Origin of the sequence: Mesorhizobium sp. M0698 (assembly GCF_040320455.1) — a bacterium.
In the GTDB taxonomy this organism is placed as follows: Bacteria; Pseudomonadota; Alphaproteobacteria; order Rhizobiales; family Rhizobiaceae; genus Mesorhizobium.
In genome coordinates this window covers 379,297-392,864 of record NZ_JAMYPQ010000005.1, presented here as the reverse complement: position 1 = coordinate 392,864, position 13,568 = coordinate 379,297, and the positions used below count along the sequence as shown (strand labels likewise).

Annotated in this window: 13 protein-coding genes and 1 pseudogene; 7 read left to right on the top strand and 7 right to left on the bottom strand. The window is 58.2% G+C overall.

Annotation, left to right across the window (positions count from 1 at the left end):
• Both NKI16_RS14925 and NKI16_RS14920 read left to right on the top strand, forming a co-directional pair.
• A pseudogene (locus tag NKI16_RS14925) lies at nt 1-269 on the top strand (S-(hydroxymethyl)glutathione synthase); the annotation flags it as partial.
• A 734-nt stretch (nt 270-1,003) separates the two neighbouring features.
• Nucleotides 1,004-1,687, top strand: a complete 684-nt coding sequence (locus NKI16_RS14920; RefSeq protein WP_023679211.1) for a response regulator — start codon at nt 1,004-1,006, stop codon at nt 1,685-1,687.
• A gap of 98 nt (nt 1,688-1,785) precedes the next feature.
• On the opposite strand, the gene NKI16_RS14915 is transcribed toward NKI16_RS14920, so the two are convergent.
• The 3 genes from NKI16_RS14915 to NKI16_RS14905 form a co-directional block, all read right to left on the bottom strand.
• Nucleotides 1,786-2,331 (bottom strand): hypothetical protein, encoded by a 546-nt coding sequence (locus tag NKI16_RS14915; RefSeq protein ID WP_352756414.1) that lies wholly within the window; start codon nt 2,329-2,331, stop codon nt 1,786-1,788.
• Between the two features lie 70 nt (nt 2,332-2,401).
• The gene (locus tag NKI16_RS14910; RefSeq protein ID WP_352646163.1) at nt 2,402-3,742 is read right to left on the bottom strand and encodes an ATP-binding response regulator; all 1,341 of its coding nucleotides are present in this window, start codon (nt 3,740-3,742) and stop codon (nt 2,402-2,404) included.
• Between the two features lie 10 nt (nt 3,743-3,752).
• Nucleotides 3,753-4,892 carry an FIST N-terminal domain-containing protein gene (locus NKI16_RS14905; protein ID WP_352646160.1) on the bottom strand — a complete coding sequence of 380 codons (1,140 nt, stop codon included), beginning with the start codon at nt 4,890-4,892 and terminating at the stop codon, nt 3,753-3,755.
• A gap of 367 nt (nt 4,893-5,259) precedes the next feature.
• Between NKI16_RS14905 and NKI16_RS14900 the strand changes: the two genes are divergently transcribed.
• Nucleotides 5,260-5,577, top strand: coding sequence for a hypothetical protein (locus tag NKI16_RS14900; RefSeq protein ID WP_023679214.1), 318 nt, complete (start codon nt 5,260-5,262; stop codon nt 5,575-5,577).
• Here the strand turns inward: NKI16_RS14900 and NKI16_RS14895 are convergent.
• From NKI16_RS14895 to NKI16_RS14885, 3 genes are all read right to left on the bottom strand, one after another.
• Nucleotides 5,574-6,035 (bottom strand): phasin, encoded by a 462-nt coding sequence (locus NKI16_RS14895; protein WP_352616184.1) that lies wholly within the window; start codon nt 6,033-6,035, stop codon nt 5,574-5,576. The genes NKI16_RS14900 and NKI16_RS14895 overlap by 4 nt on opposite strands.
• Nucleotides 6,036-6,492: 457 nt before the next feature.
• The gene (locus NKI16_RS14890; protein WP_352646158.1) at nt 6,493-7,251 is read right to left on the bottom strand and encodes a hypothetical protein; all 759 of its coding nucleotides are present in this window, start codon (nt 7,249-7,251) and stop codon (nt 6,493-6,495) included.
• A 26-nt stretch (nt 7,252-7,277) separates the two neighbouring features.
• Nucleotides 7,278-9,227, bottom strand: a complete 1,950-nt coding sequence (locus NKI16_RS14885) for an adenylate/guanylate cyclase domain-containing protein (protein ID WP_156937424.1) — start codon at nt 9,225-9,227, stop codon at nt 7,278-7,280.
• A gap of 209 nt (nt 9,228-9,436) precedes the next feature.
• Between NKI16_RS14885 and NKI16_RS14880 the strand changes: the two genes are divergently transcribed.
• Nucleotides 9,437-10,978, top strand: a complete 1,542-nt coding sequence (locus tag NKI16_RS14880; protein WP_051406215.1) for a caspase family protein — start codon at nt 9,437-9,439, stop codon at nt 10,976-10,978.
• 57 nt (nt 10,979-11,035) lie between these two features.
• Here NKI16_RS14880 and NKI16_RS14875 read toward each other — a convergent pair whose 3' ends face one another.
• The gene (locus NKI16_RS14875) at nt 11,036-11,428 is read right to left on the bottom strand and encodes a hypothetical protein (protein WP_031212493.1); all 393 of its coding nucleotides are present in this window, start codon (nt 11,426-11,428) and stop codon (nt 11,036-11,038) included.
• Nucleotides 11,429-11,664: 236 nt separating this feature from the next.
• On the opposite strand from NKI16_RS14875, the gene NKI16_RS14870 reads away from it, so the two are divergent.
• From NKI16_RS14870 to NKI16_RS14860, 3 genes are all read left to right on the top strand, one after another.
• Nucleotides 11,665-12,129, top strand: a complete 465-nt coding sequence (locus NKI16_RS14870) for a hypothetical protein (RefSeq protein WP_245274788.1) — start codon at nt 11,665-11,667, stop codon at nt 12,127-12,129.
• Between the two features lie 366 nt (nt 12,130-12,495).
• Nucleotides 12,496-12,783: a hypothetical protein gene (locus tag NKI16_RS14865; protein WP_023679221.1), complete on the top strand. Its 288-nt coding sequence runs from the start codon at nt 12,496-12,498 to the stop codon at nt 12,781-12,783.
• 382 nt (nt 12,784-13,165) lie between these two features.
• On the top strand, nt 13,166-13,411 hold the full coding sequence (locus NKI16_RS14860; protein WP_023679222.1) for a type II toxin-antitoxin system Phd/YefM family antitoxin: 246 nt from the start codon (nt 13,166-13,168) through the stop codon (nt 13,409-13,411).
• Nucleotides 13,412-13,568 lie beyond the last annotated feature (157 nt).

Below are 13,568 nucleotides of genomic sequence, written 5' to 3'. Positions count from 1 at the left end.
ACATGCACGGCCCGGTCGAGCGCGACCACGCTTTCAAGGGGCTGTCGTTCATCCATCCCGAACGCTTCCAGGAAGACGGCTGGTCACCGCCGGGCTTCACCGCCTTTGTCTCCTCGATCATCGAGTCCGGTGTCGATCCGAGCCGCATGGACGGCATAAGGTCACAGCTGAAGTCGATCGGGCTCGAACCTTATGATTGCCTCAATCCAGGACTGATGGACTATATCGCCACCTGGACGGCCAAGAGATCCGGCGCGTTGCCGGCCTAACGAGTGATCAGACACTATCTTTGGGGCCGGACGAAATCGCCCGGTCCCAGGCGTTGGAACGAACGCAGGCGAGCGCGTAGACGGACACGCTTCGTAAGTCATTGCCGACGTGCTGTCAGCCTCGGGGGGCGCTGGGCTCAACGGGAATACGCTGAAATTGGTCCAACCGGATCGTACAGCTTCAAGATCAGCGACTGCGATCAGTTGGTTCTGGCTTGGCGCGGCCCAGATCGTGGACTAGCTTGGATATCGCGGGCAAAGTCGCGCCCAAAGCGCGATGACGGCAAGGTGGTGCTCCTTACCAGTACGATATCGAGCGCCTAGCGGGGCTTGAACGGCAGCACCATCAGCTTGCTGCGTTTTGTCCAGGAAACCAGCCCGTATGCCAGCGCGACCCCAGACCAGCCGATACCATCGGTGCGGCCGCGAACAAGGCGGGCGTCGGGGAAGCGTCGTGTGGCGGCCGGCAACAGTGCGAAAGCCGGCGGTCACTGGCTGTCACGCGAAGCCGGAAGTCGGTCACGACCTGTCTCTGTTTCAATGGATCTGTCGCCGGCACATTCGGCCGATTTGGGCCACCGGGCAAGGCATTGCATTTCAGAACGGCCACATCTGCCGCGTGGCGCCGCGGAAATCATGGGCACATTCTGCTTTAGCCGGCCAAGATGGCAATGTACTATTTGCCAATAAGCTGGCCATGGTTGCAGGACTATTCTAGGCCAGACCAAACCGAAATGAAGCTGATGACCGATCGCGCCAGGTTCCTGATCATTGACGACCATCCGCTGTTTCGCGAGGCGCTGCATAGTGCCGTGCAGATGGCCTATCCGGAAGTCGACACGGTCGAGGCACGCTCGATTGCCGAGGCGCTCGAGCTTCTGACGGATGCCAAGCCGTTCGACCTGGCGCTGCTCGATCTCAGCATGCCCGACGTGCACGGGTTTGACGGGCTGCTGCAGCTCAGGACGCGTTATCCGCGCCTGCCGGTGGTCATCGTCTCGGGCTATGAGGAACCGAAGATCATTTCCGAGGCGCTGTCCTACGGTGCGGCCGGCTTCATCCCGAAATCGGCGCGCAAGAGCGACCTTGCGGCCGCCATCCGCTCGGTGATGGAAGGCGCGATCTATGTTCCCGAGACTTATGAAGGCCGGCCGCGCGACGCCGACAGCACCGACCGCGCCGAAATGGTGCAGCGCCTGGCTACGCTGACACCGCAGCAGCTCAAAGTGCTGCAGATGCTGCGCCAGGGCCTGCTCAACAAGCAGATCGCCTATGAACTGCAGGTCGGCGAGACCACCGTCAAGGCGCATGTCTCCGAAATCCTGCGCAAGCTCAACGTCTACAGCCGCACACAGGCGGTGATCGAGGTCTCGAAGCTCGACAATGCCGAGCTTTTTCGCGATCCGGCGGGGTTTTGAGAGCGCTCGCTAAAAAGCGCACTGTCACCGTAGTCGACCGCACTCGTGTCACCGCAATCGGACTAGACTAGCCACGGCTCTCACGTTCCCGACACCAGCTAAGCAACCCGCGCCTCTCTAGTCAGATCAAATTCACGCGGCGATTGCTCTGCAGCAGTTAGCCGCTTTCCCGCGTCTAGTAAAATAGCGGCCCCGGGTCCAACGTAGAATGCTTTAATTTTACTAAATTGCTTTTTGAATGCTCTATTAAAAGTCTTCATTAGCTCTTGAGCGAGCGGCGTGTCGGAGACTGTAGCCACGCGGCCATTTATCACAACATCTTCAGCCCATCGCCCACCAGGGGAAAAAGTTACTGTGTCCGGATTGCCAAGCTGATCTAACGAATACCGGATGCCGGAAGGTGTTTTTATCGGCCTCACCTCAATGGGCACAGCGTGGCCAGTGACAAGAAATGATCGACCGCTGGAAGCCGATTCAGTGGTTGATTGCCCAAGAGTTGGAATTTGCATTCTATTGCTAAAAGAGTCGAATTCCATCTTGGGAAAATGACCCATGAGGATGTATTTTATCGAAATTTCACGTTCTATTGCCTCCAATACGGGAAGAAGATCGTCCTTTAGCGCGAAGAAGTGAATCTGCTTCATATGAATTACCGCCTAGGCACAAGTAATGGCTGGAATACGGTGACCCGTATGCTGGGAAGATACGACCAGTTCAAGCCAGCAGATGTGCCAGCAACGCCCTCAATTGCGCTGGTTTCAGCGGCTTGCGCATCAGCTCGATGCCGGCGGCGCGGGCGGCGTTGGCGACTGTCTCCGAACCGTCGGCGGTGACGATCAGCGCCGGCACGGCGCGACCGAGATAATCACGGACCTCGGCGATTGTGGTGGTGCCGAGGTCGCCGCCGTCGAGATGCTGGTCGGCTATGACAATATCTGGCAACCAGTCGGTATCGCCAAGCATGTCGAGCGCGTCACCGGTCGAGGTGGCGGGGCGCACCAGGCATTGCCAGCGCTCGAGCAGGGAGGTCATCGCCTGCAGCACGTCGATGTCGTTCTCGACCAGCAGCACCCTTGTGCCGAACAGACCGTAGCCGCGCGGCCGTTCCATGTCGACGGTGCTGGCGATTGGATCGGCCGTGTCGCCGATCCCGACCGGAACGTCGATATGGAAAATCGTGCCATGTCCGACCTTCGACGAAAACGTGACGGGATGGCCGAGGGCCGCGGCGATGCGGCGCACGATGGCCAGCCCCAACCCCAGCCCGCCGGCGGCAAGCCCGGCATCGGTCGGGATCACGCCGCGATGGAATTCCTCGAACACCGCCTCGCGCTGGTCGTCGGGGATGCCGCAGCCGGTATCGGCGACGTCGATGCGGATGGTGTCGCCGCGATGCCTGGTGCCGACCAACACGCCGCCCGAGCGGGTATAGCGCAGTGCATTGGACAGGATGTTCTGCAGGATGCGGCGCAGCAAGGTTCGGTCCGAACGAACGAGCGCATCGACCGGCCGGAACTTCAGCGTCAGCCCCTTCATCTCCGCGACCGGCTGAAAATCCGAGCGCAGAGACGAAAACAGCGTCTCCAGGCTGACATCGGTGATGTCGGGCTGCACGACGCCGGCATCGAGCTTGGAAATGTCGAGCAAGGTGCGGAGCAGGTCCTCCATCGTCTCCAGCGATCGCTCGACCTGGCGGACCAGCTTTCTGCCTTCCTCGCTGGTCTGTACTTCGGCAAGCGCCGAGACCGACAGATGCGCGGCGTTCAGCGGCTGCAGCACGTCATGGCTGGCGGCCGCCAGGAACCTGGTCTTGGACAGGTTCGCCAGCTCGGCGTTTTCCTTGGCTGCGTTCAAGTCGATGTTCGACTGCTCCAGCCGGCGCAAGGTCGAATGCAGCTCTTCGGTGCGGCTGCGCACCCGGCTTTCAAGCGAAATGGCGGTCTGGAACAGCGAAAAGGCATTGCCTTGCTGGTCCATGGAACGCTCGACGCGGCTGATCAGCGCGGCGTTGATCTTCTTCAGCCTTTCCAGGTCGTCGATGTTCCTGAGCGGCATCCCGGATTTCCTACTCCGCCGCTTCGGCCGCCTTGCGTTCGCCGAAGGCGATGCCGGTGAAGGTCTGGTTCAGATGCATCGAACGGTACTGTTCGCCATAGGTGCCGAAGCCGAGGACGTTGTTGACCTTGTAGAGTTCCGAAATCTCGCGATAGACCTGCCGATTGCGCGCGTCGAGCCGGCGCAGCACGCAGTCGAAACCGAGGATCAGGTCAATGCCGCCAAGCCTTTCGCTGACGTCGCTGAGCGCGGCGCGGGTCGCCTCGACCATGTCCTTAGGCTGGGCGACGGCAAGCACGACACCATCGTCGATGGCGCAGAAGAACGACAGCGAGCCGTCCGCGTGCATCTTCTGGATTGAACGGCAGTAAAATTCGCCGCCGACTTTCACCACCACCGGGTGTGAGGCAAAACTCAGTGGCGTCAGCATCTGCGCGACGACGCCGACCGAGGCGGCATATTCCTCGGCGGCAATGGTGGCGTTGAATTCGCGCACGATGCGGTGGTCGGGATCGGATGCCGTCACCACCAGCTTCTCGTCGGTGGGAACGAAATTGTCGGTTTTGAACACGTGGAAAGGAATTTCCGTGGTGATCAGCACGATGATGGCGCTGTCGGAGGTCACTTTGCCGTTCGAGATCAGCCGCGTTGTCTCGAATTTCAAATCATCGCCAGCCGACCCGCCGATCAGTGGGATGTCGTCGAGCCCCCAATGGATGGCGGAGGTCACCGCTTCTTCGGCATAAGACAGGCCATCGATCAAGCAGAGCGCGAAAGTGGTGTCGGCTCGCTCGTGCCCGAGGCGCTCGTGTAACGAACGCCTCAGCGCCTCGACTTCGCCGGTAATCCCGTCCATGCCTGATGAGGACAGATTTTCGATCATGGTGCTGGCTGCCGAAAACGATACGGAGGGAAGCAGCATAGCCAGGATCTGGCCTTCCTCCAGCCCCTTGGGCGTTATCTCACCGGCTGTCGAGCAGCCGGCATAGTGGAGCGCCGGCGCGTGGGTCTTCAGCGCTTCCGACAGGGCGACGGCCTCTATGAGGCTCTGCGAGAAAAACAGGAGGGCAAACCCGGCGTCAATGGCCGCTGCTTCCGCTGCCACCGCCCGGGCGAACGCATCCGCGTCAGATTCGTCGGTCGTGAGCACCGAAAGGCCGCATGCATAGCGCGCCCGTGACTTGGCCAGCGGCTTCCTCCTCCATTTCCTCCAACGCTCTTTTTTGTGCGCGTCTGGCGCGCCGGCGTCGAGGTCATTGTTGTCTTGAAGCGGTGCTTTGGCAATGAGCCAACATGATGGATTTGAAGTTTCTGCCGTTTGACGGCGTCCGCGCAGCCACTCACAGACGAAAGGCCGCATCGCACCGCCATCCGTGCAACGAAGGCCCAGCTGAATTTGCCGCAGGCGAATGTCCACGGATCACGGCTGGCAGGCTCGACGTGCCAAGAATGGGGCAGGATATCGCGCTTAGCGGTTGCCGCTTTGGACAGGGTGCCAGTCTAGCCTGGCGGTTGTCGTGGTCAATCCGGGGCAGGTGACAGCCTACGCCAATGCGCTCGGCAAGCGGGCCAGGACCGACACCACCGATGCTGCTGTAACGCTGCCTTCGTTGGGTCGAGCAAGCGGCAAGTGCCCGTTGCGCGGCACCGAAGCCGAGGCCCTGGCCGGGCTCGTCGCTCGCCGCCGTCAGATTGTGCGGATGATCGCAGCCGAGAGAGCTATGCCCGCACCGCCATGGCAACGCAGGCACCAAAGAGCATCCAGCCAAAAGGAAAAAGACCGGCTGGAGAAGGTGTTGTTTCGCGGTTATTTCCGATCGCTTAGACTCAATTAGGCGACTTTGAGATCTTTCATCGCCTTTTCAACGACATCCTTGATCGGCCTCGATACATCTTCGGCAGCCTTGGTCGTCACGGCCTGAAATTCCTTGGCCTGCTCGACGGTCTTTTCGAGCTGCGTGCGCAAGAAGGCAGTCTGGAGTTCGATGAACTCGGACGGCGACTTCACGGCAACCAGGGCTTCGAGGTGCGAGAAGCCGGCTTCGGCATTGGCGCGCAGAGCAGCAATTGTCTTCAGCGACAACTCGTTGCCGACGGTCTTGGCGGTTTCGAAGCTCGACTGCAGAGCCTTCTGGGTCGTCTCGGTGCCTGACGCAAATTTCGCATAGGCTTCTTTCGACTGCTCGACGCCCTTTTCGGCGACAGCGCGGACCTGGTCGGCAGCCTTCGACGCGTCGAAGGTGGGGAATGAGGTATTTTCAACGGTGTCAGCGGTCTTGGCCATAGTTTCCATCCTTTCCGGTGGACGGCCTTTCACAAAAGCCGTCTCGTTCATTTACGAAACTGACGTTACGGCATTTATAGTGCATTGCAATATTTTTGTGCGACGCACCATCCCTCTTCCAGCGTTCCGAGGGGGCATGCGGAGGGTCGGTGGCATCTCGAGATCGCCGGTTCTGCAGGAAGAACTCTTCTGGACGGACCACCTGATCCAGCATAGCCTCGCAACAGAGCACGACGTTTTGCCACCTGGGTATCTACTTCAGCCGCTATTCGGCAACCGTCCAAGTCTACGTCAACGAAAGCGTTAAATTCGTGCGCCGCAAACTTTCAGTCGGCGTACCCGCTGGGCACAAGGCGATCGCTTTCCTTAGCGCGCCATCGAGAAGTTGCCTCGATATGGCGGTGGTTGACGCGAAGGCGCGCCTCTACCGCTTCCAGTGCGCCGTGAAGTGACCACCCCTGGTGGTCTATCGGTTAGCCAAGTTCCGGATCAGTGCGGATGCCTGAAGAAGACAACCGCTTTCTATCATCCAGGCATACAGTCCCACATGATCCGACGGGCTGAGGCCGGTGGGCAAATGCACGATAGGCATTCGAACCGACTCATCGTCGATCACCAACTCAACGGATCGAAGATCCGGTGGCACGTTTCCGGGAATTGCCAAAATTGGGGTGTCCTTGTCCCAGACCAAGCTTGTCGCCAGCGACTCTTCATTATAGGCAACCGAAACATCCGCCCTGTGCCCCGGTGGGCGCCAAAGCTCCAGTTTGAGGTCATAAACGCAGCCTGTCAGACGATTTTCGACCGGCACCATCCAAGGTTCCAAGGTGGCGGCCGTCGTGTCGGAAACGCCACGAGACCCACCTATGGTTTGGAGCTGACCAGCGGCATTCCCCAATAGATCCGAAATCGCAGTCAAACTCGAAGAAGCGCCCGCCGCCCCGTTAGAGGTTGATCCAGAACCCGATGCGTCGTCAGTCACCACAACATCCGCAGGCCCCGGCAACGCAGTGACCGAGCCATCGTCACCCATCAAAGTGACAGTCGATCCACCCTCGATATGCACGAGGTCGCCCAGTCTGAACAGTTTGCCGAGCTGAGGCCTATCCGCGGGAGGATCGACAGCGACAACGACATACTCGCTGGCCGCAAGAGCGCTCGAGCAAGAACCAACTGCTGCGATGGCCGCAGCCAGTAGGAAAATGATTTTGGGTTGCCGATACATGACGCACGTTCAACCATACGCTTGTTTTACTTGCCTTCAAGATAGATCCTATCGCCAGCCTCACCCTGCTTCAGTCTTCCAAGGTGATAAGCAACGAGGCCATCGTTGGGATATTGAATGGCCAGCGATGCAAAGGCAGCAGCGGCAGTCTTGTCACGCGCGGACATCAGCAAATAAGCTTGCGAGTAAGCCTCCACCATCTCGCGATTCATACGCCCGTCCTCCAGCAACTCGAAGGCTGAGATCCACTCAGTCTTGCCTTTCAGACACAACACACCGGATGGCCGAAGCAGGTAGTCATCGGAAGAGTTCGCCACCTCCTCGCTGATGCAGTTCATGGTACCTAGAAACTTGTTCGCGCCTTCGAGCCTGGCAGCGGTGTTCACCGTATCGCCCATGGCCGTGTAGTTGAAGAATCGATTGCCCCCAAAATTTCCGACAACTGCAGGTCCTCGATGGACGCCGATACGAGTGACGCCAACGTCGTGGCCTCTAGACTTTACATCTGTCCGAAATCTTCGAGACATCGCGACGGTAGCGAGCGTTAGTTTTAGGGCCCTTTCGGCTTGGTCCTCCTGCACACCCGGTGCACCAAAAAAACCAATGACTGCATCGCCTATCAGTTTGTCTATCGTGGCTCCATGTTCAATGAAGAGACCACAAACCGCATCGAGGTATTCATTCAGAACCGCAGCAAATACCTCTGGTTCCGTCCGTTCGCCCAAACTGGTGAACCCCTCAAGGTCGGTGAACACGCACGTTATCAAGCGTTCGGATCCGCCGAGGCGCAGTGACGCCGGCTTGCTGACTAGCTCTGCCACGACTGCCGGGCTGAGATACTGAGAGAACGCGTTCTGGACGAAACGCCTTTCTTTCGAGTCCCGGTGCCATGCCAGAATTGCGACGAATCCGGAGAGCCCTAGCAGCAGCATCGACGGCGCGACCATTGGTAACAGAATCCCGGCCTTGGCAAACGCGGTTGCTTCTAAGATCAAAACCGAAACGACTGCGCCGATGATGACCATAGGTTTCACCAGCACTGATATGCGGAGCCAAGCGACCCAGATGCAGAGCGCCGTCGCGAGAACGAAGGGCCCAAACGCCGCCACCGCCCCTGGCGTAATGATTTTGTCGCCCTTGATCAATCTCGCCAGCGCATTGGCATGAATAACGACACCCGGCAGCGCTCCGGCAACAGAGCCGTTCAGCACGGCAAAGGGGGTTGCATGACGATCCTGCAGCGGGAGGTCGACGCCGATCAAAACGAACTTCCCGGCGAACCAGGCCGGGGGCGCGAAAGCGGCGGCGTGTGCCGGATATATTGTCCATCGTGCCGGATGAATGCCTGTAGCCCGATAGTAGACCATCTTCTCCGCAGCTTGCGATGCCGATATGCCGGCGGTCTGCGCGAGCGCTGATGCAAAGCTAGGTTGCCAGTTGCCATTCACCACGCGCCCTGGAAATTCTTCCCGCACAACCGCGTCGACCCTATCATGAGACAGGGCGGCCAGTCCGCGGATGGCGCTTGGCGCGAAGCGACTAAGATACGACAGTTGCTTGTCGGTAAGGTCGTCGTCGTGTGATGCAGATGCGACAATTACCGGACTTTCGGCCGCCTCGATAACCTCAGCTAGGCGCCGATCCTTTTCTGCCTCGGTTGGCTGATCGAAAAGCAAGTCAATGCCTATTGTTCTCGGATGAGCCTTATCGATTCTCTGCACAAGGTCGGCCAAGGCACCCCTATCCAGCGGCGATCTATAGGGAAACCTTTCCAATGTCTGCTCTGTGATCGTTACGATCACGATGTCTGTCGGGGGCGCGACGAAGGGCGAGATGGTCGTCATCAAGACGTCGCGCAGCAGTTTCTCGCCTGAGGGAGAGAATGTGGCAATGCAGGCGCCCAGAATGAAAAAGAATCCGAGCGACGCGAGAAGGCGCCCTTTTTGAACCATTCCGATCGGCGTGAAGACGGCCAAGCTGCGTGCAATTCGTTTCGGTGTCTATCGGCGTGAATCTACACAGCATAGACCGCTGACGAACTGTGGGCTAGCGGTGGGCCCTTCGCTAGATCCGCTGGACTTGACACTGCGAAGCACCGGGCTCAGTCTCGCAAGACTGCTCCGGTTTTATCCTGTCCATCGACTGGTGAATCCGCTGCATGAGCTGAGACTAAGGATATACAGCCATGATGGCGCTTCGCTTCGCCATTGCGCTTCTTCTAGTTTCGCTGAGCGCCCAAGCGTGGGCAGAACGGCGCGTCGCGCTGGTCATCGGTAATTCTGCCTATAGATACGCGGTTCCACTTTCCAATCCAAAAAATGATGCGGTGGATATGACCGCAAAACTGCAGGCGTTGGGCTTTGAGGTGGTTGCAGGCGAGGACCTCGATCTGAGCGGGATGCGCGGCACGGTTCGAGATTTCATCGGCAAGCTGGATGGTGCCGACATGGCGCTTCTCTTCTATGCCGGCCATGGCGTCCAGGTGAACGGCACCAACTACATGGCTCCCGTTGATGCGCGGCTATCCACATATAACGACCTCGACTTCGAAGCCGTGCCCATGGACCTCGTCTTGTCGGCCATGGAGCGAACCACGAAGGTCAACCTGGTATTTTTGGATGCTTGCCGGGACAGTCCTTTCTCACAGAACCTTGGGCGCTCGATGGGTACGCGATCAGGGTCGGTCGGTCGGGGCTTGGCAAAGCTAGGCACGGGCGTTGGATCGCTCATAGCCTTTGCAACGCAGCCCGGGAACGTTGCGCTGGACGGCGAGGGAAGGAACTCGCCGTTCACATCTGCGCTGCTGAAGAATCTTGGTACGCCTGGCCAGGACATCTCCCGCGACCTCATCAACGTCCGTAGGGATGTGCTTGAAGCAACCGACGGCAAGCAAGTGCCATGGGACAACTCCTCGCTGACGGGCGACGTCATTTTGCAACCGTTGTCCGGAAACACCGCTGTCACGGCGGGTGCGAAAGGAGGGGACGTAGAAGTCGCCTATTGGGAGACCATCAAGGAAAAAACGGACAAGCGCTTCTTTGAGGCCTATCTCAGACAGTATCCAAGCGGCGCCTTTGCGGCGTTAGCCAGCTTGAAGATCGACGAGATCGAACAGGCAGCAACAGATCGTGGCAAAGCCCCCTCGATTTCCATCGAGGGCGTGGAGGTTGCAGAAGCTCATCCTGATTTAGATGTGACGCAAGCTTTGGCTGATCCGCGCGCGTTGACAAAGGCAACGCAAACAGAGCTAACGCGAGTCGGCTGCCTTGTCGGACAGGCAGACGGCAAATGGGGACCGGGAAGTCGGAAAGCTCTTCAAGCCTTTGCCGAGCAGCGGGGATTGAAGCTTGCCAGCCTGGAGCCGACGAAAGAGGTGTTGCGCGCAATCAAGAATATCCCAGAACGTGTCTGCGCTCCGGTCAAGGTAAAGGCTTTTGATGGCGCGTGGGCACTGACGCGGCGCGCAGGTAATTCCGCCTGCGATTACACTGAACAGTCAACGACAATCTTTATCGATGGAACGGAAATTTCCGCGATGGTGCCTTTGGCCGGAACAATCACCGCCGACGGGGCATTCGACATCTATTTAAGTTTCGTCGATGACGATGGTGCGCCAAGGCAAAACCATATCATCGGCAGGCTTCAAGGTGCGAAAGGCAGCGGTGAGTTTTCTCGAGTCGGAGGCGAGTGTGCAGGTGTCGTAAGACTTGACAAGCGTACTGAATAGGGCCGGCATTTGCGGGTCCGTGCAAACGCCGACCAAACCATTCGGACGTGGTCCGTCTCATTGAACCAACGTCGAAGTCGCGTGGACTTTGCCGTCGTCGCGCACCTCGTAAAATTTGTCGTTGTCAATGTAGATAAGATGACAAACTGGTTTACCTTGGTCTTGTGAACAGGCCTTGTCACCGTCGAAAGTCAAGGGAACTTTGACCTTTATCTTAGTTTTGTTGTTCACCAAAGCTTCGCCAATGATCTGTTTTTTCTTCCAGTTCCAGACAAGAGTGGCAGTTATGGCAGCTCCAGCGTCGTATATAATTACATTTACCTTTTTCCCATTAGCAAAAGTCTTAAATTCTTCCATCGATGCTTTCTTCGCGCTACTTGGTAGATCCTCGGCCCAAGCGGACATAGCAAGTGAAAACGTAGCTGCGACAACAAGCGATAACAGTTTCATCCTATCCTCCCCATCCCCCGCCGGTTTGACTGACATGTCTATATATTCTTAAGCGAGGAGACTGAAAATTATCATGATAACAAGCTTTCAAGAAGCGGAAATCAGCGCGTCCTAGATGTCGTTGGGGACATTTGCTCAAGTTGAGCGAAGCCGCACATTCTAGCATGTTCCCTAGGATTTGCGCTTAAGCCAACGCGTTCTCAGTGTTTACAATGCGCAGGCCGCCCGAGCGTGTGATGCGCGGTGTTTGGATTGCGAGCCTCATTGCACTTACCGCCGCCTATCTTGCCGACCAAGCGGGCCTTGAGGGCATCGTCTCGAAGCGCGCCGACAGCCCGTATCGAAGCGGCCCGACGACGAATTGGCTGAAGACGAAGAGCTTCACAGTCCAGGAATACGAACTATTGGGCGTCGAGCGCGAGCCGGGCAAGGCGGCATTCGCCTTGCTGGCGAAGCCCGGTACCGGAAAATATGCCGGTTCGGCCTTCATCACCTTGAACCAGGAGATGCGCGAACGGCTGTGGAAGCGTGTCCAAGAGCACGCCGGGCCACCGCCGAAGGGCATAAAGCGGCCGGCGACCATGGGTCAGGCCGGGGTGAAAGCCCACGTCAAGCATCTACGGGGCGAGTTCGGATTTCGCCACGCCTCACTGCAGGATTCAGAGAGGAGTGATACCTCCAGCGAACACGGCACGAATTAGCCGGCCTCGCCTCGGACCTTCGACGCCAGTGTGCCAGCATGATTGTTTGTCGAGGAGCATTACTCAACGCGCTTTCCAGAATGGCGGGACGTCCATGGCCCGGGCCATTCTCGGACTCGACTTTTTACTGATTACATGAGCGGATGGCCCCCCGTTGGGGGAGCCGCAGACGCGCTTGGCCGAAAGTGTCTGGCATTTGGTCTGAGATCGATCGGGTCGAAGCCAATTTCTGCCTGCCGCGCTTCACGCTATTGCAAGACATTCAAATTTGAGCTTCCGCACTCATGCTTTGTCGAGAGTATCTCCGTAGGTTTTAGCCGTTCTGAATCGCCGTCGGCGACGATGAAGACGAAATAGGAGAACGCAATGGCTCGCAATCACGTTGAACGTCTTGGAGAGTTTAGGGAAATCTTGGTCGCGACGCGGCGCGAAGGAGTCCGTAACGTGCACCATACTCGCGACGCAATGCGGGCAAGTGGCTTTCAGATCGGGGACAGCGACGGCTCCAGCTACGGAGCTGAGCTGAAGGTGCTCCAAGAGGAAATTGAGGCAGTCGATCGCGCCATCGAAGACGAGAAGCGGTTGGCCCTGGCCCTCGAGAGCGCGGCTCAATCCCGCCGACCGACTAAGCCGAGAATCGTGAAGGGAACATAGAGTCCGGTAAGGCCCTTGGCGCCCGTCGCGTCGATCGCCTTCGGTACAGTGTCGGGCTCGTCGCCGCCGTGGTGCAGCGCCCTAAAAGCGGACGTTTCGCTTTCGGCCCCTAGCGCAATGTAGAGCATTTGCTGGGCAAAAATCGCTCCTGTGAACTCCGACGTCGCATGGCGGACCAACAGGTTCGGCCAACATCAGGTGAGACGCAGTCCCAACAAACATGCAGTTCAGACAGTCGATTACGCGTCTTTGTTGAAGTCGTGCCATGCGGCCGATCCGAAAGGATCAGCCGCATCCGGCATCCTTCACCTTCACTGACTGAAACACGCTCGAAAATCGGGCCGTGTAGACTAAGTTGCATGGACTAAGTCATGAGGCCGCAATGCGCACCGTCAATATCCACGAGGCCAAGACGCATCTGTCTCGTCTTGTCGACAGGGCGGCCAAAGGCGAATCCTTCATTATCGCCAAATCCGGCAAGCCGATGGTCAAGGTCGTTGCCATAGACGCACCTGCGGCCGGCGAAATGCGTCGGGTGGGGTTTATGGCCGGGCAGTTTGCAGTTCCGGACGATTTTGATCGCATGGCCGATGACGAAATCGAGAAGCTGTTTGGCGGCGATGCATGAAACTTCTTCTCGATACCCACCTTCTGCTCTGGGCGGCGGGCGAGCCCGAAAAGCTCCCGCCCGCAGCCCTCGCTGAGATCGAGAATGCCGATAACCACTTGCAACTCCCTGGGAGATTGCCATTAAACGCGGTCTGGGCCGCCTTGACTTGGAGGTC